This window comes from Micropepsis pineolensis, from assembly GCF_055392125.1.
Genome location: NZ_AP042408.1, coordinates 1,140,154 through 1,165,681 on the forward strand (window position 1 = coordinate 1,140,154; position 25,528 = coordinate 1,165,681).

At 57.6% G+C, this 25,528-nt stretch carries 25 protein-coding genes and 1 tRNA gene; 21 read left to right on the top strand and 5 right to left on the bottom strand.

From position 1 onward, the window contains the following. Positions 1-61 precede the first annotated feature (61 nt). On the bottom strand, positions 62-550 hold the full coding sequence (locus ACZ5RI_RS05075) for a Dps family protein (RefSeq protein WP_464515024.1): 489 nt from the start codon (positions 548-550) through the stop codon (positions 62-64). 122 nt (positions 551-672) lie between these two features. After that, positions 673-1,176 (bottom strand): DUF1993 domain-containing protein, encoded by a 504-nt coding sequence (locus ACZ5RI_RS05080; protein ID WP_464515025.1) that lies wholly within the window; start codon positions 1,174-1,176, stop codon positions 673-675. 124 nt (positions 1,177-1,300) lie between these two features. Between ACZ5RI_RS05080 and ACZ5RI_RS05085 the strand changes: the two genes are divergently transcribed. Then, a complete protein-coding gene (locus ACZ5RI_RS05085) occupies positions 1,301-1,543 on the top strand; it encodes a DUF3297 family protein (RefSeq protein ID WP_464515027.1) in 243 nt (80 codons plus the stop codon). 181 nt (positions 1,544-1,724) lie between these two features. Next, positions 1,725-2,264, top strand: coding sequence for a TIGR00645 family protein (locus ACZ5RI_RS05090; protein ID WP_464515028.1), 540 nt, complete (start codon positions 1,725-1,727; stop codon positions 2,262-2,264). An 81-nt stretch (positions 2,265-2,345) separates the two neighbouring features. On the opposite strand, the gene wbaP is transcribed toward ACZ5RI_RS05090, so the two are convergent. After that, positions 2,346-3,836 carry an undecaprenyl-phosphate galactose phosphotransferase WbaP gene (gene wbaP, locus ACZ5RI_RS05095; protein WP_464515029.1) on the bottom strand — a complete coding sequence of 497 codons (1,491 nt, stop codon included), beginning with the start codon at positions 3,834-3,836 and terminating at the stop codon, positions 2,346-2,348. A 384-nt stretch (positions 3,837-4,220) separates the two neighbouring features. Here wbaP and tgt point away from each other — a divergent pair, with 384 nt between their 5' ends. From tgt to ACZ5RI_RS05180, 17 genes are all read left to right on the top strand, one after another. Beyond that, positions 4,221-5,354: a tRNA guanosine(34) transglycosylase Tgt gene (gene tgt, locus ACZ5RI_RS05100; protein ID WP_464515030.1), complete on the top strand. Its 1,134-nt coding sequence runs from the start codon at positions 4,221-4,223 to the stop codon at positions 5,352-5,354. Between the two features lie 93 nt (positions 5,355-5,447). Then, positions 5,448-5,522 (top strand) — tRNA-Lys (locus ACZ5RI_RS05105). 306 nt (positions 5,523-5,828) lie between these two features. Then, positions 5,829-6,851: a sulfate ABC transporter substrate-binding protein gene (locus tag ACZ5RI_RS05110; RefSeq protein WP_464515031.1), complete on the top strand. Its 1,023-nt coding sequence runs from the start codon at positions 5,829-5,831 to the stop codon at positions 6,849-6,851. A 2-nt stretch (positions 6,852-6,853) separates the two neighbouring features. Then, positions 6,854-7,696, top strand: a complete 843-nt coding sequence (gene cysT, locus ACZ5RI_RS05115; RefSeq protein ID WP_464515032.1) for a sulfate ABC transporter permease subunit CysT — start codon at positions 6,854-6,856, stop codon at positions 7,694-7,696. Then, positions 7,693-8,538 (top strand): sulfate ABC transporter permease subunit CysW, encoded by an 846-nt coding sequence (cysW, locus tag ACZ5RI_RS05120; protein ID WP_464515033.1) that lies wholly within the window; start codon positions 7,693-7,695, stop codon positions 8,536-8,538. The genes cysT and cysW overlap by 4 nt, the downstream gene beginning before the upstream one ends. A gap of 13 nt (positions 8,539-8,551) precedes the next feature. Then, positions 8,552-9,283, top strand: coding sequence for a sulfate/molybdate ABC transporter ATP-binding protein (locus ACZ5RI_RS05125; protein ID WP_464515034.1), 732 nt, complete (start codon positions 8,552-8,554; stop codon positions 9,281-9,283). 28 nt (positions 9,284-9,311) lie between these two features. Beyond that, on the top strand, positions 9,312-10,214 hold the full coding sequence (cysD, locus tag ACZ5RI_RS05130; RefSeq protein WP_464515035.1) for a sulfate adenylyltransferase subunit CysD: 903 nt from the start codon (positions 9,312-9,314) through the stop codon (positions 10,212-10,214). Next, positions 10,214-11,941 carry a sulfate adenylyltransferase subunit CysN gene (cysN, locus tag ACZ5RI_RS05135; protein WP_464515036.1) on the top strand — a complete coding sequence of 576 codons (1,728 nt, stop codon included), beginning with the start codon at positions 10,214-10,216 and terminating at the stop codon, positions 11,939-11,941. The genes cysD and cysN overlap by 1 nt, the downstream gene beginning before the upstream one ends. 12 nt (positions 11,942-11,953) lie before the next feature. Next, on the top strand, positions 11,954-12,616 hold the full coding sequence (locus ACZ5RI_RS05140) for a phosphoadenylyl-sulfate reductase (RefSeq protein ID WP_464515038.1): 663 nt from the start codon (positions 11,954-11,956) through the stop codon (positions 12,614-12,616). Then, complete coding sequence (gene cobA / locus ACZ5RI_RS05145) at positions 12,613-13,356, top strand: uroporphyrinogen-III C-methyltransferase (protein WP_464515039.1); 744 nt, start codon at positions 12,613-12,615, stop codon at positions 13,354-13,356. The genes ACZ5RI_RS05140 and cobA overlap by 4 nt, the downstream gene beginning before the upstream one ends. Further along, positions 13,353-14,066, top strand: coding sequence for a precorrin-2 dehydrogenase/sirohydrochlorin ferrochelatase family protein (locus tag ACZ5RI_RS05150; RefSeq protein WP_464515040.1), 714 nt, complete (start codon positions 13,353-13,355; stop codon positions 14,064-14,066). The genes cobA and ACZ5RI_RS05150 overlap by 4 nt, the downstream gene beginning before the upstream one ends. Next, the gene (gene thiS, locus ACZ5RI_RS05155) at positions 14,063-14,275 is read left to right on the top strand and encodes a sulfur carrier protein ThiS (protein WP_464515041.1); all 213 of its coding nucleotides are present in this window, start codon (positions 14,063-14,065) and stop codon (positions 14,273-14,275) included. Before ACZ5RI_RS05150 ends, thiS begins: the two co-directional genes overlap by 4 nt. Beyond that, positions 14,272-15,522 carry an aminotransferase class V-fold PLP-dependent enzyme gene (locus ACZ5RI_RS05160; RefSeq protein ID WP_464515042.1) on the top strand — a complete coding sequence of 417 codons (1,251 nt, stop codon included), beginning with the start codon at positions 14,272-14,274 and terminating at the stop codon, positions 15,520-15,522. Before thiS ends, ACZ5RI_RS05160 begins: the two co-directional genes overlap by 4 nt. After that, positions 15,522-16,349, top strand: a complete 828-nt coding sequence (locus tag ACZ5RI_RS05165; RefSeq protein WP_464515043.1) for a HesA/MoeB/ThiF family protein — start codon at positions 15,522-15,524, stop codon at positions 16,347-16,349. Before ACZ5RI_RS05160 ends, ACZ5RI_RS05165 begins: the two co-directional genes overlap by 1 nt. Next, positions 16,346-16,753: a M67 family metallopeptidase gene (locus ACZ5RI_RS05170; protein WP_464515044.1), complete on the top strand. Its 408-nt coding sequence runs from the start codon at positions 16,346-16,348 to the stop codon at positions 16,751-16,753. The genes ACZ5RI_RS05165 and ACZ5RI_RS05170 overlap by 4 nt, the downstream gene beginning before the upstream one ends. Further along, positions 16,754-19,081, top strand: a complete 2,328-nt coding sequence (locus ACZ5RI_RS05175; RefSeq protein ID WP_464515045.1) for a sulfurtransferase TusA family protein — start codon at positions 16,754-16,756, stop codon at positions 19,079-19,081. A gap of 118 nt (positions 19,082-19,199) precedes the next feature. Next, positions 19,200-20,885 (top strand): glycosyltransferase family 9 protein, encoded by a 1,686-nt coding sequence (locus tag ACZ5RI_RS05180; RefSeq protein ID WP_464515046.1) that lies wholly within the window; start codon positions 19,200-19,202, stop codon positions 20,883-20,885. Here ACZ5RI_RS05180 and ACZ5RI_RS05185 read toward each other — a convergent pair. Further along, positions 20,882-21,361 (bottom strand): Lrp/AsnC family transcriptional regulator, encoded by a 480-nt coding sequence (locus ACZ5RI_RS05185; RefSeq protein WP_464515047.1) that lies wholly within the window; start codon positions 21,359-21,361, stop codon positions 20,882-20,884. The two genes, ACZ5RI_RS05180 and ACZ5RI_RS05185, sit on opposite strands and share 4 nt — an antisense overlap. Positions 21,362-21,544: 183 nt before the next feature. Between ACZ5RI_RS05185 and metC the strand changes: the two genes are divergently transcribed. Then, a complete protein-coding gene (metC, locus tag ACZ5RI_RS05190) occupies positions 21,545-22,747 on the top strand; it encodes a cystathionine beta-lyase (protein ID WP_464515553.1) in 1,203 nt (400 codons plus the stop codon). Positions 22,748-22,751: 4 nt separating this feature from the next. Here the strand turns inward: metC and ACZ5RI_RS05195 are convergent, their stop codons facing one another. Further along, complete coding sequence (locus ACZ5RI_RS05195; protein WP_464515048.1) at positions 22,752-24,350, bottom strand: hypothetical protein; 1,599 nt, start codon at positions 24,348-24,350, stop codon at positions 22,752-22,754. 352 nt (positions 24,351-24,702) lie between these two features. On the opposite strand from ACZ5RI_RS05195, the gene ACZ5RI_RS05200 reads away from it, so the two are divergent. Then, a complete protein-coding gene (locus tag ACZ5RI_RS05200; protein WP_464515049.1) occupies positions 24,703-25,503 on the top strand; it encodes a GNAT family N-acetyltransferase in 801 nt (266 codons plus the stop codon). The last annotated feature ends 25 nt before the right edge of the window (positions 25,504-25,528 follow it).

Here is a 25,528-nt window from a genome sequence, read left to right on the forward strand (position 1 = left end):
GGGGGCGGCGGGGGCCTGAAACCCAAGCCCTGCCGCCCAAAATCCCTCACATTACGCGTTATTAAGCTGCTGCGGTTTGTTTCAGGAACCAGATGCGCTGCTCGGTCTCGTCGATGAAGTTCTCCAGCAGGCTGGCAGTGGCAAAATCGTTATGGTCGGCGCAGAGCTCGTGCACATTGCGTAAGGCGGCCGCCACGGCAGCATTATCGGCGATCAGTTCCTTCAGCATTGCCGCAGTCGTGACCGTTTCTGCATCATTGTCGGTCAGGCTCTGGTGGCGCGAAATCGCCCCGATCGAGGTCAGCGTTCGGCCACCCAGCTTACGCACCCGTTCGGCCAGAATGTCGGTCATGGCCAGGATCTGGCCGGCCTGATCATCAAACAAAAGGTGGTATTCGCGGAAATGGGGACCCGAGACGTGCCAGTGGAAATTCTTGGTTTTGAGATAGATGGCAAAAGCGTCGGCCAGCAAACCATTTAAGCCTTCAACCAATTCAGGCACGGCATTGGCGGAAATGACGACTTGCGGCAGTTTGGTGGACTTGGACATACCATTTTCTCCATTAAATTTAGAATAGTTCTAAAATAATCCGGTAGCGCATAATTACAAGGCCATGATGATAAAAAGCCCGGAAAGATTCCGGGCTTTTGACAAGAAAATCGTTTGAGTGGTTAATTTCCAAGATAATCGCGTTTACCAACATCAATCCCAGCGGCCCTTAAGCAGCTGTAGGCCACCACAACATGAAAGTAGAAGTTCGGCACCCGGTCAAAGCGGGCATACGTCTCGCCAATGGTTTCAACCGGGCCGCGATGGCCCTGAAAGGCGATGGGGCGATCTTCTGCACCGACAAAGCGCGCCGAATCAAGGCTTTGCAAATAGGTGATGGTCTTTTCGACCCGCACTTTCAGTTCCGGGAAAGTCTTTTCGGTGTCGGCATATTTCGGCGGTTCCTCCCCGGCTAGCCGGGCGGCCAGGGATTTGGCCGAATCCGAGGCCAGTTGTATCTGACGGGGGAACGCGAACATATCGGGGGCCAGACGGGTATCGAGCAGGGTTTGCAGCGGAATATGTTTGGTTCCGGCCTCGGTCACCGCCTTGTCGAGAATGCGGCTGAGATTCTGCAACATATGGATCATCGGCTCGATACTGGCCTGATAAATCGAGTAGGTCATGAATCTGTGTGTCCTTTCGCATGCCGGTTACGCATCCGGCGCGCCGATAATACACCCTTGGATGCGACGCCAATATCGCTTATGAGGGGCGGCAAGATTACAAACTGCAATACAAGGCCCGAACATGAGCGACGAACTTCCCGACCGCCTTTGCGTCAACCCCAGCAGCCCCTTCTATAATGAAGCTTTGCTGGAGCACGGCATCGGTATCATCTTCAACGGTGTCGAGAAGACCAATGTCGAGGAATATTGCATCAGCGAGGGTTGGGTGCGTGTTGTTGCCGGTAAAAGCGTCGACCGCCGCGGCAACCCGATGACCATCAAGCTCAAGGGCAAGGTTGAACCGTACCTGAAACCCGCGCCTTAAAAGGCGCCGCAGGCTTCAGAACGGTAAAGTCTGTCAGGCGCACGGCCCCCTGCTGGCAGTCTATGGGGTGGTCTGGCTTGAGCCGGCGGGCCGCTTTTCTGTGCGGGCACTTGACGCCTGCACATGCCATCGCCACATTTACAGCGTTTCGGTCATATTTATCTATCGCGAGGGCACATTCATGCGTCAACGCTTAAGGGTTGAACATTGGCTTGAGACAATTTTGTTTCAGGCGCGCTGGGTGGTGGCACCGTTTTATCTCGGGCTGGTGCTGTCGCTGTTTCTGCTGCTGGCGACCTTCTGCTCCGAAATTGTCGAGTTCGTGCACCATTTCACCCTCGACCCCGAAGCGGTTATTCTGGTCGTGCTGTCACTGATCGATCTGTCGCTGGCCGGGAACCTTGTCATCATTGTGATTTTCTCTGGTTACGAGAATTTCGTCTCCAAGATTGATACCGGGGCGAGTGAAGATCGCCCCAGCTGGATGGGGACACTGGATTTCTCGGGCCTGAAGATGAAGCTGATCGGCTCGATCGTGGCGATCTCGGTGATTTCGCTGTTGCGGGCCTTCATGAAGCTGACCCAGCCGGGCGAGCATATTGATGACCGCACCCTGGCCTGGCTGATCGGGCTGCATGTCACCTTCCTGATTTCCGGGCTTTTGTTTGCCGTGATGGATCGCATTGCGTCCGATACCGAAAGCAAAACCCATCCCGGGTAGTTCGCGGGTGGTGGATACGAAAAAAAGCCCTGCCGCGTTGCGACAGGGCTTTTTTATGGGATTTGCACTGTGGCGCGACCTTTAAAAGGCCCCTTCGCGGCGTATCAGCACATCAATCGTATTGAACAGAATGACGATGTCATACCAGATCGACCAGTTCTTGACGTACCATTCGTCCGCATTGGCCCGTTCGGCAAAGGTGGTATGGCTGCGCCCGCTGATCTGCCACAGGCCGGTAATACCGGGCCGGAGCTGCTGATAGAGTTTGATGGTGTCGCCGTAATCGCCGATCTCCCGCGCCAGTAACGGGCGGGGGCCAACCAGGCTCATATCGCCCATCAGCACGTTGAGCAATTGCGGCAGCTCGTCCAGACTGGTGCGGCGTAAGAAGTTGCCCACCCGGGTGACACGCGGATCGTGGCGCAACTTGAAATTCGACGCCACATATTCGCGATAGATTGGCGATGCCTGCTGTTTCCAGCGCTTGAGCATATCCTCGGCATCTTCGCGCATGGTGCGGAATTTGAGACAGGGAAATTCAACGCCATCCTTACCAATACGCGACTGAACGAACAGAATACTGCCGCCTTCCAGCTTGATCATCAGACCAATCAGCGCCAGCAGCGGTGACAGCAGCACCAGCAAGGTCAGCGAGCCGAAGAAATCCATCAGCCGTTTGATGATCTGGCTGGGCAGGCGGGCGATGTTGTCGCGCACATGCATCAGGATAATGTCGCTGCCGAAGAAATAATTGACCGTCATGCCCAGCATCGGCACGCGGCGGATCTGCGGCACCACCGCAACCTCGATCCCGGCGGCCATCAGCCATTCAATCAGCAGGCGGATTTCTTCATCCTGCAGCTGATCGGCAATGACAATGGCCTGCAGGCAGCCGGCCTGACTTAAGCGGCGGACAATGTTGGCCGGATTGCGCAAGCTGATGCGGATGATGCCGGGGATATTCTTAACCGCATTTTCTTCCGGCGAGACGTGATAGCGGACCTCAAAGCCGAGCGAGAGCGATTTGCGGAACATGGCGCAGACGTCGAACGCCTTTTCGCCATTGCCGATCAGGGCCGTCGGCATCTGCCAGATGTCGGCTTTGCCTAAAAGATAGCGGGCGCCATGGCGGTAGAGCGGAATGGCAAACAGCGCAAAGGCCCAGCTTAAGGCATCCGGCATCAGCGAGTAGCTCGCCTGCGAGAAGTAGCGGATAATAAAACAAGGCAGGCTGGCAATGATGATGCCGATGGTGGTTTGGCGCGCCCCGTCCCAGAACAGCTGGCGCCGGTTGTAATCGCCAGCGACATAGCGCACCAGAATGAACAGCGCGGCCAGCATGAAATACAGGTCGACCATGACCTGGCCAAAGGGCAGCACGCCACGGTAGATAATGATTTGCGGGATCTGGTGACCACTACGGAACAGAGTTGCCGCCGTCACGAAGGCCAGGGTATCTGCCGCCAGCAAGCCGCCGCAGCAGGCCAGACGACGGACAAACCGCATCTGTTTGATCCCACCGGAAATGGCGAGCTGCTCCTGCAGATCGGCGGCTTCGATATTGTCCTTCATCCCACCTCCGGCATTTATTCTATCTCCGGCGCATCCGAACATGCTAATTTTGACATATAACTGGCACGAAAGTGTCCCGTTATCGTTCAATTTGTCTAACAAGTAAAAGGACGGCCCTATCTTTTTCAACAGAAAAAGCACGCCTTAGTTGCGGCGCTTTCGTGACAAAATACCCCAAGGGTCGGGAATATACTCCACCACCTTAGCTTTTTTCAATCTTAACAATGTCTTGTCTGGTGTGACACCATCATCATTTTTTTCACTTCGTGACAGGCTAAGACACGGTCTCAGCCTTATTAAGAGCCCCCAATGGTATGTTTGCGGTGTATTTTAAAGCACCGCCCCCCTCTTTAATCTGTCGCCCACGCCTGCTATGGGCGTGGCATGCGCGAATTTTCTTTTGAATTGTTGGCCACGTCCGGGGCTGCCCGTAGCGGAATTGTTCATACCCCACGCGGAGATATCCGCACACCGGCCTTCATGCCTGTGGGTACCGCAGCGACTGTCAAGGCCATGATGCCCGAATCGGTACGTCAGACCGGTGCCGATATCCTGTTGTGCAATACCTACCACCTGATGCTGCGCCCCACGGCCGAGCGTATTGCCCGGCTGGGTGGCTTACACACGTTTATGAACTGGTCGGGGCCGATCCTGACTGATTCGGGCGGCTTTCAGGTCATGAGCCTGTCGGGCTTACGTCAGCTCAGCGAGGAAGGCGTTCGTTTTCGCTCGCACATCGACGGGGCGGAAGAGTTCCTGTCGCCGGAGCGGGCGATGGAGATTCAGCGTCTGTTGGGTTCGACAATTCAGATGGTGCTCGACGAATGTCCGGCGCTGCCTGCCGATGAAGCGCGGCTGGAAAAGTCTCTGGAGATGACGCTGCGCTGGGCCAAGCGCTCGAAGATCGCTTTTGGTGACCAGCCAGGCCATGCCTGTTTTGGTATTGTTCAGGGCGGTACCGTGCCACGCCTGCGTGCCCGATCGGCGGCGGGATTGCAGGAAATCGGCTTTGACGGCTATGCCGTCGGCGGCCTTGCGGTGGGCGAACCCCAGTCGGCGATGTTTGAGACGCTGGAGGCTACCACCCCGCGGCTGCCGCAGGATAAGCCGCGCTATCTGATGGGGGTTGGCAAGCCAGACGATATTGTCGGCGGCATCATGCGTGGTATCGACATGTTCGACTGCGTGTTGCCGTCGCGTTCGGGGCGCAATGGCCAGGCTTTTACCTGGGACGGGCCGCTCAACATGCGAAACGCCTGCCATGCCGAGGATACCAATCCGATTTCGCCGGATTGTTCTTGCCCGGCCTGCCGTAATTACAGCCGGGCTTATCTGCACCATGTCGTCAAGGCGAACGAGATCATCGCCTCGATGTTGCTGACGGCCCATAACCTGACCTTCTTTCAGGATATTACCGCCGCAGCGCGGGCGGCGATTGCCGATGGGCGGGCCGAGTCCTGGGCGCGGGACTTCTTCGCCCGCTATCCGGCCCGCAAAGAGGTTGCCGCAACAGAATAAAATCACCAAGAACCGCAAAATTCACTTTTTTTACCGGTGGGCCAGTTGACCGGGAGAAACGCTACCCATATGGTCCGCCCGCCTTTTGACAGTGAGCCCGTAGCTCAGCGGTAGAGCATCTGACTTTTAATCAGAGGGCCATGGGTTCGAAACCCATCGGGCTCACCATTCATCTTCCTACATCGTCCATCATGCGGATGGTGCTTACCTTGGGGTAAGCACCAGATCCCTTGTCGTGTCAGGCACCGGCTGCGCCAATTTGCCCGCGCCAGCAGGTAAAATCTGTTTTCTCTTTCAACTCAGGCGATTGCACGCAAGGTTGTCGTGCATGGCTCCTTAGATTTAACATAATTTTTAATGTGTATTATTACATTCGTGTTGACAATGCTGTGTTATTGATAAAACCTATGAAAAGGCACGCAGAGTTTGTGAATATCTGTATTCTATATTTTAATTCGTAAAATGGAGGAGCTAATGAAGCAGATTGCATCCGTTTTCTTATACGCCGCACTGGCGGGCGTAACGCTGGCGGCTTCGGCTACCCCGGCTCTGGCCGGTCCCACCCAACTGCTCAACGTGTCCTATGATCCGACGCGCGAGCTTTATAAGGACATCAACGCGGCCTTCGCCAAACAGTGGAAGGCAAAAACCGGCCAGGATGTCACCATCAGCCAGTCACATGGCGGTTCGGGGGCGCAGGCCCGCGCGGTGATCGACGGGCTGGATGCCGATGTGGTGACGCTGGCGCTGGCCTATGATGTTGATGCTATCGCCGAAAAGGGCAGGCTCTTGCCCGCCGACTGGCAGAAGCGCCTGCCCGCCAACAGCACGCCGTACACGTCGACCTATGTTTTCCTGGTGCGTAAGGGTAACCCGAAGAACGTCCATGACTGGGCCGACCTGATCAAGCCGGGCGTATCGGTGGTGACCCCAAATCCGAAAACTTCCGGCGGGGCACGCTGGGCCTATCTGGCGGCCTGGGCCTATGCCCTGAAAGGTCCGGGCGGTACGCAGGCCAAGGCCAAGGCGTTTGTTGAGGCACTTTATAAGCATGTGCCGGTGCTGGATACCGGGGCCCGTGGTGCTACCACCACCTTTGTGCAGCGTGAACTGGGTGATGTGCAGCTGACCTGGGAGAACGAGGCTCATCTGGCGCTCAAAGAATATGGCGCTGACAAGTTTGAGATTATTTATCCTAAGGTCTCGATCCTGGCCGAGCCGACCGTGGCGTTGGTGGATAAGAATGTTGACCGCCATGGCACGCGTAAAGTGGCCGAAGCCTATCTGCGCTTTCTATACAGTCCCGAGGCACAGGAAATCGAAGCGCGTGATTTCTATCGCCCGCGAGATCCGAAGATCCTTGCTGCCCATGCAGCGACCTATCCGAAGATCAAGCTCTACACCATCGATCAGGTGTTCGGTGGCTGGAAGAAAGCCAATGCCGATCACTTCGCCGATGGGGCGACCTTTGACCAGATCTATAAGCCGGGCCACTAATCATGACTGTGCGGTTGGTGTTGCGTAACCCTGTCCGTAAAAGCGCCATCCCCGGTTTCGGGCTGACGCTGGGGCTGACGCTGTTTTACCTTTCTGCCATTGTGCTGGTTCCGCTGGTCGCACTTCTGGTGCGGCCAGCCGAGATCGGCTTTTCCGGATTCTGGGATCTGATCCGTGAGCCGCGTGTTGTGGCGGCATTGCGTTTATCCTTTGGGGCCGCCTTCATTGCGGCGGCGATCAATGCGGTGTTCGGGCTGATCGTCGCCTGGGTTCTGGTCCGTTATCGTTTTCCCGGCCGGCGCTTTATCGATGCGTTGGTCGATCTGCCTTTCGCACTCCCCACGGCGGTGGCGGGCATCGCGTTGTCATCGCTTTATGCACCGCAAGGCTGGCTGGGGGCACCCTTGGCCCGGCTTGGAATTACCGTCGCCTACACCCCGCTTGGTATTGTCGTGGCCCTGACCTTTATTGGGCTCCCCTTTGTCGTACGGACCTTGCAGCCGGTCATGCTTGAGTTGGGGCGTGAGGCGGAAGAAGCTGCCGCAACGTTGGGGGCCAGTCGTCTGCAAACCCTTCGCCGGGTGGTGTTGCCGGCACTGACGCCGTCGCTGATTGCCGGGGCGACCCTGGCGTTTGCCCGCGCGGTCGGTGAATACGGCTCTGTGATTTTTATCGCGGGCAATATTCCGGCGGTTTCGGAAATTGCCCCACTCCTGATCGTCATCAAGCTGGCTCAGTTTGATTATGCCGGGGCGTCGGCGATTGGCGTCATCATGCTGGCAGCGTCGTTCCTGTTTCTACTGGTGCTCAATCTGTTGCAGTTCTGGGTGGCAAGGCGTCAATGATCCGTAACGATCCGTGTAAAGATAGTTTTATGGTCCGCCTGACCTTAAGTGTATTGGCGATTGGTTTTATTGCACTGTTTCTGGGTCTGCCACTGGTTCTGGTGTTCAGTGACGGCCTGCAGCAAGGTTTGCGCTTTGCCCTGACGGCTTTACGTGACCCCGATGCCCTTGCCGCTGTCCGGCTGACCTTAATTGCGGCGGTTATTGCCGTGCCACTGAACGCGGTGTTCGGTGTCATCGCGGCTTGGACAATTGCGAAATATGATTTTCGCGGCAAGCATCTGCTCGCCACATTTATTGATCTGCCGTTTTCGATCTCGCCGGTGGTGGCTGGTCTGATCTATATCTTGGTCTTTGGTATTCAGGGCTGGTGGGGTGAAGCCTTACGCGACGCCGATATTAAAATAGCCTTCGCTTTACCAGGGATCGTGCTGGTTACGGTTTTTGTCACTTTTCCTTTTATCGCGCGTGAACTGATCCCACTGATGCAGGATCAGGGGCGCACCGAGGAGGAGGCCGCCATCACGCTGGGTGCATCCGGTTTGCAGACCTTCCTCAAAGTCACCTTACCCAACATCAAATGGGGTCTGTTGTATGGCGTTCTGCTATGCAATGCCCGTGCAATGGGCGAGTTTGGTGCAGTTTCGGTGATCAGCGGCCATATTCGGGGGCTGACCAATACCATGCCGCTGCATATTGAGGTTCTTTATAACGATTATCAATATGTTGCGGCCTTTGCCGTGGCATCGCTGCTGGCGCTGCTGGCGCTGGTGACACTGGTTTTAAAATCGCTGCTGGAATGGCGTTTTGCCGACCAGATCGCAGCAAGCCATCGCCATTAAGGGACAATACACCGTGTCTTTGATTATCGAATCCGTTGCCAAAAGTTTCTCGCGCTATCCGGCGCTGCACGGCATCGATCTGACCATACCGCTGGGCAGCTTTGTAGCGCTGGTGGGCCCATCGGGCTCGGGCAAGACCACGCTGTTGCGGATTCTGGGTGGTCTGGAATATCCCGATGGTGGGCGGGTCGAATTGGAGGGCGAGGATTGGCTCGCCATTCCGGCCCGGTCACGGCGCAGTGGTTTTGTCTTTCAGAACTATGCCCTCTTCCGTCATATGACGGTGGCCGATAATGTCGCCTTTGGTCTGACTGTGCGGCCGCGGCGTAATCGTCCAAGCCGCAAAGAGATTGCTACACGGGTCGAACAGTTGCTGGAGCTGGTACAGCTTGATGGGTTGGGGGCGCGCTATCCTTCGCAGCTTTCTGGTGGTCAGCGCCAGCGTGTGGCCCTGGCGCGGGCACTGGCGATCGAACCACGCATTTTACTGCTTGACGAGCCGTTTGGTGCACTTGATGCCAAGGTGCGCAAGGAACTGCGCATCTGGCTGCGCGCGCTGCACGATAAGCTAGGTCTGACCACCATTTTCGTCACCCATGATCAGGACGAGGCTTTTGCTATGGCCGATCAGGTTGCGGTGATGAATGCCGGCAGAATTGAACAGTTCGGCAGTGTGGACGACATAAAAAAATCACCGCAAAGCGCTTTCGTGTCCGACTTCTTTGAACTTGGCGCCGGTATCTGATGCAGATCCTTGCTGGCAGGGGAATATAGTGAACGCGATTTTAAATCACCTCGATGTGCTGGAAGCTGAGAGCATTCACATTTTTCGCGAAGTGGCGGCGGAATTTGCCAATCCCGTGATGCTCTATTCTATTGGCAAAGACTCCTCCGTCATGCTGCGGCTTGCCGAAAAAGCGTTTTATCCCGGTAAGATTCCGTTTCCACTGCTGCACGTCGATACTGGATTCAAATTTGACGAGATGATCCGCTTCCGCGATGCTCAGGCGGCAGCGGTAGGTGCAAATTTGATTGTGCATCGTAACGAAGCGGCCATTGCCGATCGCACCAATCCGTTCCGGCTCGGCACGCAAAAGTGTTGCAGTCTGCTCAAAACCCAGTCGCTGCTTGATGCCCTGACGGCGGGGGGGTATGACGCGGCCTTTGGTGGGGCACGTCGGGACGAGGAGAAATCCCGTGCCAAGGAGCGGGTTTATTCTTTCCGTGACAGACACGGGCAATGGGACCCCAAGAACCAGCGCCCTGAGTTGTGGAGCCTGTTCAACAGCCGCATCGACAAGGGGGAAAGCATCCGGGTTTTCCCTTTGTCTAATTGGACCGAGATGGATATCTGGCATTATATCCATGTCGAGAACATTCCGGTGGTACCACTCTATTTTGCGGCTCCACGTCCCGTGATTGTGCGTGGTGACAATTTGCAGCCGGTTGAGCATAACATTCCACTGGCGGATGGGGAAAAAGTCGAAACCGTGCTGTGCCGGATGCGTTCATTAGGCTGTGTGCCGTGCACGGGGGCTATCCGCTCTGACGCTGATACGATCCCAAAGATTATTGCCGAGCTGGTCAGCTTCCGCCGTTCCGAACGTGAGAACCGCGCCATCGATCATGATCAGGATGGGTCGATGGAACTCAAGAAACGGGCAGGGTATTTCTGATGAATACGGCAGTAAAAATCGTCACCGCCGATGCGATTGAAAGCTTTCTGGCCGAAGACCGCCAGAAAGGTTTATTGCGTTTTGCCACCGCGGGCAGTGTCGATGATGGAAAATCAACACTGATCGGGCGGCTGCTCTACGAGGCTCGTGGGGTGTATGAAGACCAGCTGGCGGCGATGAAACATTCCGCCGTCAATCGGGCGTCAGGGCCAATTGATTTTTCGCTGCTCACCGATGGCTTACGGGCCGAACGCGAACAGGGCATTACCATCGACGTTGCCTATCGCTATTTTGCTACGCCGCGGCGCAAATTTATCATCGCCGACACCCCTGGCCATGTGCAATATACCCGCAACATGGCGACCGGGGCATCGAACGCCGATCTGGCGATTATTCTGATCGACGCCCGTCATGGTGTGTTGCCGCAATCGCGCCGCCACGCTGCCATTGCCGCGCTGCTTGGCATTCAGCATATCGTGGTGGCGGTCAACAAAATCGATCTGATTGGCTATGATCAGGCACGCTTTCAAAGCATTAAAGCCGAATTCATCCAACATCTCGCTCACCTTGGTATCGGCCACGCTCAGTTCATTCCGATCAGTGCACTGGAGGGCGATAATGTCACGATTAAAAGCACTCGCACCCCGTGGTATGATGGGCCGGCGCTGCTCGATCATCTGGAAACTGTGCCGCTCGTGGGGGCTACGGCCACGGCGCCGTTACGCTTTGCCGTACAATATGTCATCCGTCCCGACAGTGATTTTCGCGGCTTTGCCGGCGAAGTGCTATCGGGGACATTAAGCGTGGATGATCCTGTTCAGGTTCTGCCATCTGGGCGGATGAGCCGCGTTAAAAGTCTGGTCACCTGGAATGGTAATCTGCTTACGGTGCAGGCCGGGCAGGCAGTAACGGTGACGCTAACTGACGAAATCGATGTCGGTCGCGGTGACATGCTGGTGCACAGTGATGCTCCGCCGATTGCCGCCCGACGTCAGAACGCCATGCTGGTGTGGATGAATGCTGAAGCGCTCAAAACCGGTCGTTCCTATCTGCTCAAGCAAACCACTCAGACGATACCGGCCAAGGTGACAGCAGTGGAGTATCGGCTGAATGTCGAAAGCCTAAGCGAAGACCCCGCTGATAGTCTCAACATGAATGATATCGGTGCGGTGGCGCTGGAAACCACCAAACCTTTGTTCTTTGATGCCTATAGCGATAATCACAAAACCGGCAGCTTCATCCTGATCGATCCGATCAGCAATGCGACCGTAGGGGCTGGCATGTTGCGTGCGCCCCGTCTCTCGGCAACCGGTCGTGCCGATGCAGTCCGGTCGCTTGTGTTCAGCGATGAAGGTATTACACCGATCGAGCGGGCCAGCCGCTTCGGCCATAAGCCTTCGGTGTTATGGCTGGATCAGCCTGGGCTGGTCACTGTGCTGGAAGCTGCATTATTCCGCCGTGGTTTGTCGGTCTATGCGCTGCAAGGGGCCGATCCGACGGTTGTGCCTGAGATTGCCGCGCACCTGTATAATGCAGGGTTCATTGTCATTCTTGCTGGCGGTGATAGCGACGTGGGGCTCTATAGTCGCATGTCGCTGCGGCTGGGGGATGATTTGGTATCATTGAAGGGCCAGACGTATGTTGAACTGGAAACGGTGCTTGGGGAACTGGAAGCGCGCTGCATTATTCCCGTGGTCGGGCATTTCAGCGATGCGGGTGGCATTTAATAAGGTGGTGTGATGCGTTTCGAGATTCTCCGGGAAGTTTTAGAAGGAACCGTCGGTAAGGCTTGCATTACGTGCAGCTTTCAGGCCGAGGATATGGTGGTTTTACGCGAGCTGTTAAAAGTTCGCCCCGATATCGCCGTACTGTTTCTCGATACCGGGTATCATTTTGCTGAAACGCTGGCTTATCGCGATCATATGGCCCAGCTGTGGCGGCTTAATTTGGTCAATGTACAGGCTAAAGACAGCCTCGCCACGTATGAAGCAAAAAATGGCGTGCAGTACCGCAACAATCCCGGTGCGTGTTGCCATGCGCGTAAAGTCGAGCCCCTGATGGTGGCATTGGCCGATTACGATATCTGGTTCACAGGCTTACGCCGGGCGCAATCGCCCAGCCGCGCAAATTTACAGGTTGTTGAAACCCACCATTTGCCAAGCGGTAAAGCGCTCACCAAGGTTAGCCCGCTGGCCGATTGGTCGTGGCAGGATGTGCAAAACTATCTGTGGAGTTTTGAGGTCGAAACTCTGCCGCTTTACGATAAGGGTTACCTTAGCATTGGTTGTGCACCCTGTACCAGCCTGCCGTCCGATGCCGCCAATCCGCGCTCTGGGCGCTGGGGTGGTAACAAACTGGAATGTGGCATTCACACCTTCGACACTAAGGAGACCGCTTCATGACAGGCAAAGTTTACCTGATCGGGGCAGGCCCCGGGGACCCCGAATTGCTGACCGTCAAAGCGGTGCGGATACTGGGCGAAATTGACGTACTGCTCTATGATCGCCTGGCCGGTGAACAGGTGCTGTCGCTGGTTAATCCGCAGGCGGAGCGCATTTATGTCGGCAAACATGAGGGCGAGCAGGAAGCCACCCAGCAGATGATTTTCGATCTGATGGTTGAACACGCCAGGGCCGGGCGCCGTGTGGCGCGGTTAAAGGGCGGCGATCCTTGTGTGTTTGGTCGGGCCGCGGAAGAATGGCAGGTACTGGCGGACCACGGTATTGCGGTTGAGATTGTGCCCGGGATTTCTTCGGCCATCGCGGCGGCCGAACTGGCCGGGGTGCCGCTGACTGCGCGTGGCGTGTCGCATGGCTTTGCTGTGGTCACTGGCCATGGTGCCGGTGAGGGGGCGCTATCCTGGCAAAAATATGCCAGTGTCGATACTCTGGTTGTGTTGATGGGGGTGAAGCAGCGGGTCGAGATTGCGCTGGAACTGATCCGGGCCGGACGCCGGGTGGACGAGCCGGTGATGTTCGTCGAACGGGCAACAACGATACGGGAAAAGATTATTACCAGCACCCTTGGCGCGGTTGCGGCAGGCACGGTGGCGGTAAGCTCACCTGCAGTGTTTGTGATTGGCGCGGTAGTGAATTTGCGTAAAACCCTACAGCTCAGCGCAGAAATGATGGTGCCGTCATGAGCATCGATTTTCCAGTTTCGTTACGGCTTCGGGGTGTGCGGGTGGTGGTGATCGGTGGCGGCTATGGCACGGGCAGGCGGGTTACCGATTTGCTTGATGCCGGGGCTTTGGTGACGCTGATTGCCGCCGATGCACCGGAGGGTATTGAAGCCCTTGTAGGGCGGGATGATTTTATCTGGCAGCAGCGCCCCTATCAGTCCGGCGATCTGGCCGGCGTCTCGCTGGTGGTATCCTGCCCGGCGGATAAAGCCGCTAATCGCGCGGTGTGGCAGGAAGCCCAGCTGCGTGGGCTGTTGATGAACGCCATCGATGATCCGACGCATGGCAATTTCACCTTTCCCGCCATTCATCGTCAGGGCGATATTACGGTGGCGGTTTCAACCGCTGGAAAAAGCCCTTGTCTGGCGGTGGCGCTGCGGGATCGTATCGCGGACAGAATTGGTCCGGAATATGGGGTGTTTCTTGATTTGCTTGGTGACATGCGGGCTGGTGTTGTGGCGCGGGTGGCATCCTTTGCCCGGCGGTTGCCGATCTGGCGGCGGCTGATTGCGTCCGATGCGCTGGCGGCAGTGAAAACCGGGAATGTCGAAGGCGCGCGGCAAATCTTACAAGCGGAACTTCAGGCCGCTTTGGCGGTGGATGATACGATAAATGCCTCATCCGATCAGCCTGTGTGCGGTGAAACATTGAAGCAAAGGGGCAATGCATGAAAATCACGGTCAATGGCGAGGTCAAGGATGTGGCCGCTGCGGTGCTGACATTGTCGACACTGCTGAAAGACAGTGGTGTCGAGGATATCGCTGCGGTGTCGGTGCAGCATAATGGTGGCTTTGTTGACGCTGCGCAGTATGAGACGGTGGCGCTGTCTGATGGTGACGCGGTGGAGTTTCTCTATTTCCTTGGCGGTGGTGCAGTATGACGGGGTTCCTGACCCAGGCGATCCATGGCACGCTGAGCGGGGGTAAAAAAAATACCGACCCGCATGGCACCTTGCGGACGCCGGTTTATGACAATGTGGCATTTGCGTTTGAAAATGCTGCCGATATGCAGGCCGCCTTTGAAGGCCGCAAGGCATTGCATTCCTATAGCCGGATTTCCAACCCCACCGTTGCTGATTTTGAGGCGCGGATCACCCTTCTGGCCGGGGCGCGTGGTGCGCTGGCGGTATCCTCCGGTATGGCAGCGATTGCCAACACGATCATGACGCTGGCCGAGGCGGGCAGCAATATCGTCACCACACGCTGGCTGTTCGGCAATACCATATCGCTGTTTGAACAAACGCTGGGGCCGTGGGGGCTGGAGGTCCGCTATGCGGATTTTTCCGATCCGGCATCGGTCGCCGCAGCGATTGACGATAAAACCCGCGCGGTGTTTTTCGAAACTATTACCAACCCCCAGCTCGAAGTTGCTGATGCCAAAGCGATTGCGGCGCTTGCCCACGCCCGCGGTGTGCCACTGGTGGCCGATGGCACGGCGACAACGTCCTATCTGTTACCCAGTCGCGAATTTGGTATCGATATTGAAGCAATTTCCAGTACCAAATATATTTCCGGTGGGGCCACGGCAGTGGGCGGCGTCATCATTGATAATGGCACATTCGACTGGAGCCATAACCCCAAGCTGGCCGGGCAGGCTAAACGGTTCGGGCCTAATGCCTTTCTGATGGCGCTGCGGCGCGAGGTGTATCGTAACCTTGGTGCCTGCATGGCCCCGCATACGGCGTTTCTGCATAGCCTGGGGCTGGAAACGGTGCCTTTGCGGGTTGAGCGCAGCACGGCCAATGCGCTGGCACTGGCAAATTGGCTGGAGGGGCGGGCCGAGGTCATCGCGGTCAATTACCCGGGCCTTGCCACGTCACGCTGGCACGAAATTTCCGTTCAGCAATTTACCCGTGGTTTTGGCGGCATCCTGACCTTTACGCTGGCAGACAAGGCTGCCTGTTTCCGGCTGCTTGATGCCTTGCGGTTGGTGGTGCGTGCCACCAACATTCACGATAGCAAGACGCTGGCGATCCATCCGGCCAGTACGATCTTCTGCGAATACAGCGCGGCAGAACGTGACAGTATGGGTGTGCCGGACGGGTTGATCCGTCTGTCGGTGGGGTGTGAGGATCTGTCCGATCTGATAGCCGATTTTGGGCAGGCTTTTGCCGGGATCAAGGAGTGATGATGCTGGAATTCAACGACGAACGTCTGGAACGCTACAGCCGCCATATCCTGCTTAAAGATGTCGGGATCGAGGGGCAGGAAAAGCTCTGGCAGTCGAAGGTGCTGATTATCGGTGCGGGTGGTCTGGGGGCCCCGGCAGCCTTGTATCTAGCGGCAGCAGGTGTTGGCACGCTGGGGCTGGCCGATGCCGACGTGGTCGATCTGTCCAACCTGCAACGTCAGGTCATTCACTTCACCCCCGATGTCGGCAAGTCCAAGGTGCAGTCGGCAGCAGAGAAAATTGCCGAACTGAACCCGGATGTCACGGTGCGTCAGCACAAGCTGTTTCTGACCGCTGACAATATTCTGCCGATCATCGCTGATTATGATTTCATTATCGACGGCACTGACAGTTTTGCCGCCAAATTTCTGATCAACGATGCCTGTGTGTTGGCGAAGAAGCCCTTCTCGCACGGTGGTATTTTACGCTTTCGGGGCCAGACCATGACGGTGGTGCCGGGGCAGTCGGCCTGTTATCGCTGCGTCTTTCATGCTCCGCCGCCAACCGGTTCGGTGGCGACCTGTTCGCAGGCCGGGGTGCTGGGTGCCATTGCCGGCATGCTGGGCACTATTCAGGCGGCCGAGGCGCTGAAATTTGTTACCGGTGCGGGCAAATTGCTCACCAATGCGTTGCTGACGTTTGATGCGCTGGAAATGAATTTCCGCAAAGTGCCCTTTAAGCATAATGCGGCCTGTCCGATTTGCGGCGATCATCCGACAATCACCGAACTGGTCGATGAGGAACAACAGGTTTGTGATCTCAAATCCCATGGGGCCGCCGCATGAGCCTTAACCTGACCGCGGCCGTACTGACCGATCTGATTGCCCACGCCAGACAGGATGCGCCGGTCGAGGCTTGCGGCTATATTGGCGAACGCAATGGTGTGGCCGGTCGTAATGTCCGCCTGACCAATGCTGATGCTTCGCCGGAACATTTTACGTTGGTGCCGGCGGAACAGTTCGCGGCGGTCAAGGCGCTTCGGGCCGATGGTTATAGCTTGCGGGCGGTGTATCACAGCCATCCGGAAAGCCCGGCGCGGCTATCGGATGAAGACAAGCGTTTGCTGCGTGATCCCAATCTCAGTTACGTCATCGTTTCTTTGGCCGGTGCCGAGCCGGTGGTGAAATCTTTTCGTATCGGCGCAGAGACGTGCGAGGAAAAGATCCTTGTGGCTCAAGAGGAGGTGTAGATGTTCTATCGCATTCCATCCAATCTGCCGGAGGAAATCGCCGGGCTTGATGGCTTCATCGCCGAATTCAAAGATGGCAAGCTGGATGCCGCAGCGCTAAAATCCCGCCGCGTGCCGTTTGGCTGCTATGAACAGCGTCGCGATAACACCTTTATGCTGCGCATCCGCACCACGGGCGGGGCGCTGACACCGGCGCAGCTGAAAACGGTGGCGGAAAATTCTGCCCAGTTTGGTGCCGATACGTTTCATATCACCACGCGACAAGAATTGCAGATCCATGATCTGAAGCTGGGTGATGTCACCACCGCGATGCGCTCGCTGCTGGTGGCGGGACTGGCGACCCGTGGCGGCGGTGGTAATACCATCCGCAATATCATGCTGTCGCCTGATGCCGGTGTCGGCCCGCACGAGGCGTTTGATCCTTCGCCCCATGCCTTTGCGCTGACCACACGGCTGATCAGCGAAGCCGACTCCTGGAACCTGCCGCGCAAGCTCAAAATCTCATTCTCCAATAGTGAAAACGATACTGCGCTGGCCCGCTTCAACGATATTGGCTTTCTGGCCAAAATCGAAAACGGCGTACGCGGTTTTGTGGTTTATGTCGCCGGGGGGATGGGCGGCAAGCCCGAAGTTGGTCATCTCTTGCGCGATTTCGTGCCCGAAAGCGATGTTTATATCGTGGCTGAAACGGTCAAGCGGCTGTTCGATCAGTATGGCAATCGCAAGAACCGCAATATGGCGCGCCTACGCTTTTTGTGGAACAAGCTGGGCGAGCAGGAATTCCGTACGCTTTACGCGGCTGAAGAAGAAAAGCTGCGGGCAGAAAATCCTGCCCCCTTTGTGCCCGAAGCCCCCGATGCGGTTATTGCGGATACCGCGCATGTGCCGCAAGCCGCCACTGGGGCCGAATATGATGCCTGGCATCGCCGCTTTGTTGAGCCGCAGCGTCAGCCCGGCCTGTTCTCGGTTCTGGTTCCGGTCAGTCTGGGAAACTTACGTAACGAAGATGCCATTGCGCTGGCGGATTTTCTGGTCCCCCTTGGCCCCGATGTGGTGCGGGCCACCTTTGGTCAAAACATCCGCTTACGGAATATTCCGCAAAACCTGCTCGGCAATGTCTTCCATCTAGTACATGGTTTTGACCGGCTGGCGGCAGCGCCGCGCCTGCTCGCCAATTCGATTTCCTGCACCGGGGCTGACACCTGTAAACTGGGCATCTGCCTGCCCAAGGGGGCGATGACTGCCGTGGTGCGTCATCTGTCGCAGTCTGGTCTGTCGCTGGATGATATTCCGGATTTCAAGCTCAACATCTCAGGCTGCCCCAACACCTGTGGCCAGCATATGATTGCCGATCTGGGGTTCTTCGGTAATGTCGGGCGTAAGGATAAGCGGATTTACCCGGCCTATGCCGTGGTGGCTGGTGCCCGCACCGCCCATGGCGATGCCCGTCTGGCCAAAGTGTTCGACCGGGTGCCGTCACGGGCCTTGCCGCGCTTCATCGCCGAAGTGCTTCACACATGGCTCGCCAAGAAAGACCGTTTTGCCAGCTTTGCTGATTATGTCGATGGCGAAGGTGAGGAAGATATCAAGGCCGCCATTAAACGCCATGAAGCGGTGCCGGATTTCGAGGATGACAAGAATTACTATTTCGACTGGGGTGCCGAGGATCCGTTCTCGCTGGTTGGCCGTGGTGTTGGCGAATGTTCGGCCGGTCTGTTCGATCTGATTGATGTTGATCTGAAGGAAGCTGACCGGCTGCGGGCCGAAGGTGGTGCAGCGGCTTTGTATCAGCAGGCGCTGCGTACGGCGCGGGCCCTGCTCATCACCCGGGGCATTGAATCGGGGGCCGACGCGCAGGTCTTTGCCGCCTTCCTCAAGCATTTCATCACCGGCGGGCTGGTGGCCGAACGCTTCCGCCCCGCCATCGAAGCGGCGAAAAATGGCGCAGACCTCGAAGCCCATCGGGCCGATCTGTCTGCACTGCTGGATGATATCAAATCGCTCTACGCCAATATGGACAGCAGTCTGCGCTTTCCAGCGGAAAAGCAGAAGGCTCCTGTGGCAGACGCCCCGGCGCTTCCGGTCGCCGCGAACGATATCGCGGTGGCACTGGAACGCGATTACCGCACGGTGGCCTGCCCGCTCAATTTCGTAAAGGTTAAGTTCGATCTGGCCAAGCTGACGGCGGGCGAGCGGCTGAAAGTGGTGCTGGGTGATGGCGATCCCATCCGTAACGTGCCGCTGTCGGTGGCGGGCGAGGGCCATAAGGTCTTAAGCCAGACCCGTGTCGGTGATGTCTGGGAAGTGCTGATCGAAAAGGCGGGCTAATATCCCCCACGGCGTCGTCGAGGCGCGGATTTTACCGTTGCGGTAAACGTATGGGTTGTGCTGTTGTGGTGGGGCAGGGTGGCGATCATCCTGCCCCGCCGCATCAGGGATAAAGCCCGTGACTGAAACCGCGCCCCGCCCCTTTGCTGAACTGCAAGACTGTGTGCCGGACTTTGCCGCGGCGATCCGCTGTCATGACAGTGGCGATCTTGATGGGGCGCAACAGCTTTATCGCAATCTGGTTGATCAACCGCATCTGATGGCGCCCTGCCTCCATCAGCTGGGGCTGATTGCGGCGGCACAGGGCGACCCTGCGCGGGCGGCTGATCTGTTCCTGCGGGTTACGCGTCTTGATGCCACGCTGTGGTCGGCCTACCGCCATTTAAGCGCGGCGCTCGATCTGATCGGTCATCGGGATGCGGCAACCAATGCCCTGATTGATCTTGGCTGCCAGCTTTACACATGCAAAGAATTTTCTCAGGCCGAGCCGGTGTTTCTTCAGGCGCTGGCGCGCGAGCCCGCCAATTATCTGGCCAACGCCAATCTGGGTAGCTGTCTGGCCCTTTTGGGCCGTTGGGATGAAGCAGCGGCGCTGATGATCCGGGCGTTGCGCGGCTATGGTCGCAGTGTGCCGGATATTGCCGCTTTTGTTGCGGCGCTGGAGCCGTATCTGGACCCGGCTTTTCTGGCCCGGATCGATCCTCTGCCCGAAGGGGTGGCGTCGGGGCGGGGGGAGCGGGTGGCCGATGTGCTGACCAGTCTGGGCAAGGTGATGAGCGACCTTGAGCGGCCCGCGGCGGCGTTATTGTGTTACCACCGTGCTGTGCAGACCGCGCCGGGCTTTGCGCTGGCCCATTGGAATTATGCCCTGTCGCTGCTGGGGCGGCGAGATTTTGCCAAAGGATGGGCGGAATATGAATGGCGCTGGCAGTGGCCGGAATTTCCAGAGCCGAGCCGCAGTCTGATGGCGTTGCCGTGGCGGGGCGAACCGCTGGCGGGCAAACGTATTCTGATCTGGGCAGAACAGGGCTTTGGCGATGTGCTTCAGTTCGTGCCGCTGGTGCAATGGCTGAAGGATCGCAACCCTGAGGCCGAAGTGCTGCTGGAGGTGCCGGTGCCGCTGATCCGGCTGCTGGCCAACAGCCTGCAGGGTATCCAGGTGATCCGGCGACCCGATCTGCTTGAGGATGTGGCGACCGACCAACCGCTGGATTACGCGCTGCCGTTGATGAGCCTGCCGTACCGGCTGCAACTGACGCCGCAGGCGCTGCCGATGGCAGTGAAATATCTGCATCCGGCACCGGAATCCGTCGCACCTATGCGGCGCAATTTCGCTGGCAGTACGCGGCCGCGCATCGGTCTGGTGTGGGCCAGTCGCCCATTTCCTGATTTGCGGCGCTCTGTTCCGCTGGGTCTGTTCGCCCCGCTGATCGCAAAGTCCGGTGCCTGCTGGTATGCGCTGCAGGTCGGCGAGCGGGAGGCCGATCTGGCCCGTGAAAATATTGCGGGCCTGAAAAATCTGGCCCCCCATCTGATCGACTTTGCCGACACGGCAGCGGCGCTGGACGAGTTGGATCTGGTGATTACGGTTGATACAGCTGTGGCCCATCTGGCGGGCGGCATGGGCAAAGATGTGTGGACGCTGCTGCCCGCCGCGGCCGAATGGCGCTGGGCCGATGAGCGGGATACCACACGCTGGTATCCGTCGATGCGGCTGTTCCGTCAGGATCAGGCCGGGGATTGGGCCACGGTGGTGCAGCGGCTGGCTGGCGCGCTAAAAGACCGGCTGCAACAGGCGGCTTAAGATATGTGTGGCAGCGGCAGGGCCGTGGTCTGCTTGATTTCCTCCATCGAGAAGGCAGAGCTGACATCGGTCAGTTTGGCGGCCTGTATCAGCCGTTTGTAAAACACGTCATAGGCATGAATGTCGGGAATCTGCACTTTCAGCAGATAATCGGCATCGCCGCTTAAGCGATAGAATTCGACGATTTCGGGCATTCCCGCCACGGCGGTGGAAAAATGCTTCGACCAGCTGTCGCTGTGCTCGCCGGTGCGTACGGTGACAAAAACCGTCACCCCGACGCCGAGCTTGGTGGCATCAAGCAGCGCCACCCGCTTCTTGATGACCCCCTCATCCTCCAACCGCTTGATGCGCCGCCAGCAGGCGTTTTGTGACAGCGCTACGTCCTCGGCAATGACCGCAACGCTCTGACTGGCGTCGGTCTGCAGGGCGTTGAGGATACGGATGTCGATCGAATCCAGTTTTACCGGTGCGGTCATGGACTGTTGCGCTCCGTTGGTGAAAATATAGACATATACGATTATATATCAAAAAAAATCCTAATAATCATGCTTAACGCAATAATATTTGGTGAAAAATTCCATCCGTGCCGGGATATTTTTAAAAGCCGTGATGTGTGCCCCGTGACGGGGCGCGTGGTTTTAAAATGGGGATTACTGGTGATGCGTTCGGTACGGATGGGAAAGACACCGCTGACGGAAGAGACCGCCTTGTTGCATGTCGGCCGGGCGGGTGGCGGGGATTGTCAGACCGTCAATCCCCCGGTTCAGCGCGGCTCCACCGTGCTGGTCGACAGCCTGGCCAGCCTGCTGGATCATTCCAAGCGCTGCTATGGCCGTCAGGGCCTGACCACCCAGGATTCTCTCAAAGACGCCTTGTGTTATCTGGAGCAGGGCGAGGCGGCCTTTCTTTACCCTTCCGGTCTGGCGGCGATCACTGGTACGCTGATGGCGCTGCTTGATCGTGGCGACGAAGTGCTGGTGGCCGATTGCGTCTATAATCCGACGCGGGCCTTTGTCAGCGGTGCGCTTAAGCGCTTTGGCATTACGGCCCGTTTCTTCTCGCCCACCGCGTCGGCAGAGGAACTTAAAAGCCTGATCGGTCCGGCCACCCGGCTGATCGTGCTGGAAGCGCCCGGTTCGCTGACGTTCGACATGATGGATATTCCCGCCGTGGCGGCGATGGCGCGCGCCATGGGCGTTATGACCATGATCGATAACAGCTGGTCAGCCGGGGTTTATTTTAAACCACTCGATCATGGCGTTGATGTCAGCATTCAGGCGCTGACCAAATATGCCGGGGGCCATTCCGATGTGTTCATGGGCTGTGCCGTTGCCCGTGGCGCGGCGGTGGCGCGCTTACGGCAGTCTTATGTCGAAACCGGCTGGTCGGTATCGCCCGATGATGCCTATCAGATCCTGCGGGGCTTGCGCACCTTGCCGACGCGGCTGGCCCGCCATGGCGAGAATGCCCTTGTCGTCGCCAAATGGCTGGCCGAACAGCCGGTGGTGCAGCGTGTCTTATGTCCGGCGTTGCCGTCTGATCCCGGGCACAGTCTGTGGCAGCGGGATTTTACCGGTCATTGCGGCCTGTTCGGTGTGGTGCTGCAGCCCGCCGCCGAGGCGCAGATCGAAGCTCTGCTGAAAAATCTCCATCTGTTCGGTCTGGGCTATTCCTGGGGCGGGTTTGAAAGTCTGGCGATCTACAGCACGCCGCAGCTTACATCCCGCGCCCGGCCGCAAGATTTCGGTGGGCCGCTGATCCGCCTGCATATCGGGCTGGAAGATCCCGATGATCTGATCGCAGATCTTAAAGCTGCGCTGAACCTGGCCTATGCGCCTAGTGTGGCGGTACCCGCAGAGTAAAGCCTTAACCGAAATAATCCGGGTTGACGGTTTGCAAGGCATCGCGGGCTTGTTTGAGCCAGTCCTCGACCTTGCCACCCGGGGCCATCGGCACCAGCAGCGATACTGTCGGCAGCGGGCCATAGCGCCGCTGGAAATCCGCCAGTGTGCGGGTTTGATCGCGCATCTGCTGGCCGGTGCCCTGACAGATGTCTTCCATCACCACGCGTAAGGTGCGGAAGAACACATCAATGCCATAGGTCATGTCCTGCAGCAGGGCCTGTCCGGGGCGCATGATGAACTGTTCGGCGCCGTTGATCTGTTGCTGCAGCAATTGTTCGACACGTGCGATCTTGGCCTGCTGCGCTGACAAGGTCAGCAGCTTACAGCGCGAGCGGACATAAATCGCGACATCCTGCGGCGTGATGCTTTTGGCTTCGGTGCGCCCATCCCGAAATGCGATCAGCGCGCGCCGCTCGTCCTTGCTTAAGCAGGGCACCAGATTGGCCAGCTGCTTGGGCAGACCGCTGCGTTTCAGCTCGGCCAGACGGGCCGAATGGCGTGCCCAGCGTGCAATGATTGCGGCACCCTCACTGGCAGCAAGGTTCCCGAAAGCGAACTGCCGTCGACATTTGGCGGCCAGCGGAAAAATCGCATCGGCGAACGAGGCGAAAATGCGCTCGATCTTCACCGTTTCCTTGACCTCGCTGGCGTAGGCATAACAGACCGCCGCAACTTCGCCCTCTGTTTCGCGAAAGCGCACAATCTTGCGGATGCTTTCGTAAAGCTGATTGACCGTAGTGGGGAAGGTTTCCGGGCTGATGCGATTATCGCGCAAGAAAGATTCAAAGCGCTCGTTACCGCCCTGATCCTTGAGGCCGAGCTGGGCTTGCACCAGCGTGCGTTCCAGGGCTTCGTTGACATCAAGCCCGCCGAGATATTCGCCGATGGCATATTCAGCAATGTCTTTGAAACCGGCAAGTGGGTTGGCGTATTTGATCTTGGGCAGGCGGGCCTGACGTGCGGTGGCCGAATCCTGAAAGGCGTTCACCGCCGCCATTGATGTGCCCTGATCAAGCTGGGCAATGCGTTTCGGGTCGGCGATGGCCGACAGATACAGCCCCAGCGCATAGGCGAACAAACCCTGCCACAACGGATTGCGGCTTAAGCGGTCAAGGCCGAGAAAGTCCGCATGCAGAAAGATTTTCTTTTGCGCCAGACCGCTGAACAGCGCGTCGATGATGCGGGTCGACCAGGCGTCCGGTGTGTCTTTCTCGCGCCACGACAGTTCCGGGGTGTGATTGAGTTTGAGGAAGAAGGTCAGCGCCTGCAAGGCGACACGGGGATCGCGCGGCGGGGCAATCACCGGTTTGGCATTGGTGGCCAGACACAGCATGGCATCCATCACGCCGACCGAATGCAGCTGGATCAGGCCGAATTTGTCGATCAGCGCCGGATGTTTGAGCAGCGCACGGGCATCGACCGGATTGCTGGCTGCTTCCGCCAGCAGATTGTCGCCGTTCATGCCAAAACGCGTCAGCATGTCGGCGATGCGCCGGTTCATGGCGGCCGAGGATTCGCTTAAACCTGCCGGTGCCGGGCGTGCCGTGGCGGAAACGGTCATTTCTTGGTCATCGGCGCTGAAAGGTCCCCACCCGAAGCTGTTAAGGATGAATTTTCTGCCTCGCCTTATGTGCGAGGGCAAGCCCTTGTCACGTTGAATGCGATCCGTGCGGTGTTTTTTTTCATAAGCGTGTCGCACTACAGGCGTGCTTTAAAATTTTATGCAATTTTTGATGCGTATTTGCGTGTCTTTGCAACAGTGGGGCGATGCTGACATGTTTTGCAATAGAATATGGGTTGAGGGGGACGCAAAGCAGGCTTAAAGCCTGCCCCCCGAAAATGTGGGTTCTGTAAAAGTTGGCCCTGTAAAACGCCGGTGGGTATATTCGGCGATCATGGCGTGAGGAAATGCGATGTTTGTTGTACCGCTAGGTGCGTCGCCAGAAATCTTGCCGCCCTTGGGTGAGGTCGGCCTTAATCATGCGTTTGTCGATGCTTTGCTGGGTGGCACCATGACCGGGGCGTTGTGGTGCGATCAGTGGCCAGCGCCGCATCTGATTCATGCGCTGCATCCCTATGGCATGTCATTGGTGTGGGGCCGCGCGGTTGAGGCTGGGCTCGGGGCGCTGATCCCTCATTTGCGCGCCGGAACCTATCGGACGCGGGATGAATGGCTGCAGATCGATCCGCGCTGGCTTCATCTCAGCTGGGATGATCTGCTTGGCGTGGCCGATGGTCGGGCAACGCATTTCCACCGTGTCAATCTGCGTTTTAATCGCGCATATTTTGAAAGTCATTTTCCGGCCGCGCGGCTATCCGAAGGCTGGTCGCTGCGGGCCATGACCGCGGCAGAGTTCGATCTGCCCGGTGTTTGCGTGACCCCGGTGTCGTTTTGGCCCAATGCGGCAAGCTTCCTCGGTCACGGCGGTGGGATCTGCGCAGTAAAGGATGGCGTGGTTGGGGCGATGGCTTTTGCGTCGATGCGCTTTGGCAATTGTCTGGAGATTGGCATTGAAACGCTGACACCTTTCCGTGGGCTGGGGCTGGCCCGTGCCGTGGCGGTCGGGCTTATCCACCAGTGTCTTGAGCGCGGGATCGAGCCGGTGTGGGCTTGTCGCAAGGAAAATACTGGCTCCTTCCATCTGTCGCAGAGCCTTGGTTTTCAGGTTTGCTTTGAAGGTCCGTTCTATCTTCTGCCCAAGCCTGTACAATAGGACGTATACAGACAGTCCCCCGTGT

Coding starts and splice junctions, on each gene's coding strand:
- ACZ5RI_RS05075 (WP_464515024.1), bottom strand. CDS start 550: ATGTCCAAGTCCACCAAACTGCCGCAAGTCGTCATTTCCGCCAATGCC.
- ACZ5RI_RS05080 (WP_464515025.1), bottom strand. CDS start 1,176: ATGACCTACTCGATTTATCAGGCCAGTATCGAGCCGATGATCCATATG.
- ACZ5RI_RS05085 (WP_464515027.1), top strand. CDS start 1,301: ATGAGCGACGAACTTCCCGACCGCCTTTGCGTCAACCCCAGCAGCCCC.
- ACZ5RI_RS05090 (WP_464515028.1), top strand. CDS start 1,725: ATGCGTCAACGCTTAAGGGTTGAACATTGGCTTGAGACAATTTTGTTT.
- wbaP (WP_464515029.1), bottom strand. CDS start 3,836: ATGAAGGACAATATCGAAGCCGCCGATCTGCAGGAGCAGCTCGCCATT.
- tgt (WP_464515030.1), top strand. CDS start 4,221: ATGCGCGAATTTTCTTTTGAATTGTTGGCCACGTCCGGGGCTGCCCGT.
- ACZ5RI_RS05110 (WP_464515031.1), top strand. CDS start 5,829: ATGAAGCAGATTGCATCCGTTTTCTTATACGCCGCACTGGCGGGCGTA.
- cysT (WP_464515032.1), top strand. CDS start 6,854: ATGACTGTGCGGTTGGTGTTGCGTAACCCTGTCCGTAAAAGCGCCATC.
- cysW (WP_464515033.1), top strand. CDS start 7,693: ATGATCCGTAACGATCCGTGTAAAGATAGTTTTATGGTCCGCCTGACC.
- cysN (WP_464515036.1), top strand. CDS start 10,214: ATGAATACGGCAGTAAAAATCGTCACCGCCGATGCGATTGAAAGCTTT.
- ACZ5RI_RS05140 (WP_464515038.1), top strand. CDS start 11,954: ATGCGTTTCGAGATTCTCCGGGAAGTTTTAGAAGGAACCGTCGGTAAG.
- cobA (WP_464515039.1), top strand. CDS start 12,613: ATGACAGGCAAAGTTTACCTGATCGGGGCAGGCCCCGGGGACCCCGAA.
- ACZ5RI_RS05150 (WP_464515040.1), top strand. CDS start 13,353: ATGAGCATCGATTTTCCAGTTTCGTTACGGCTTCGGGGTGTGCGGGTG.
- thiS (WP_464515041.1), top strand. CDS start 14,063: ATGAAAATCACGGTCAATGGCGAGGTCAAGGATGTGGCCGCTGCGGTG.
- ACZ5RI_RS05160 (WP_464515042.1), top strand. CDS start 14,272: ATGACGGGGTTCCTGACCCAGGCGATCCATGGCACGCTGAGCGGGGGT.
- ACZ5RI_RS05165 (WP_464515043.1), top strand. CDS start 15,522: ATGATGCTGGAATTCAACGACGAACGTCTGGAACGCTACAGCCGCCAT.
- ACZ5RI_RS05170 (WP_464515044.1), top strand. CDS start 16,346: ATGAGCCTTAACCTGACCGCGGCCGTACTGACCGATCTGATTGCCCAC.
- ACZ5RI_RS05175 (WP_464515045.1), top strand. CDS start 16,754: ATGTTCTATCGCATTCCATCCAATCTGCCGGAGGAAATCGCCGGGCTT.
- ACZ5RI_RS05185 (WP_464515047.1), bottom strand. CDS start 21,361: ATGACCGCACCGGTAAAACTGGATTCGATCGACATCCGTATCCTCAAC.
- metC (WP_464515553.1), top strand. CDS start 21,545: ATGCGTTCGGTACGGATGGGAAAGACACCGCTGACGGAAGAGACCGCC.
- ACZ5RI_RS05195 (WP_464515048.1), bottom strand. CDS start 24,350: ATGACCGTTTCCGCCACGGCACGCCCGGCACCGGCAGGTTTAAGCGAA.
- ACZ5RI_RS05200 (WP_464515049.1), top strand. CDS start 24,703: ATGTTTGTTGTACCGCTAGGTGCGTCGCCAGAAATCTTGCCGCCCTTG.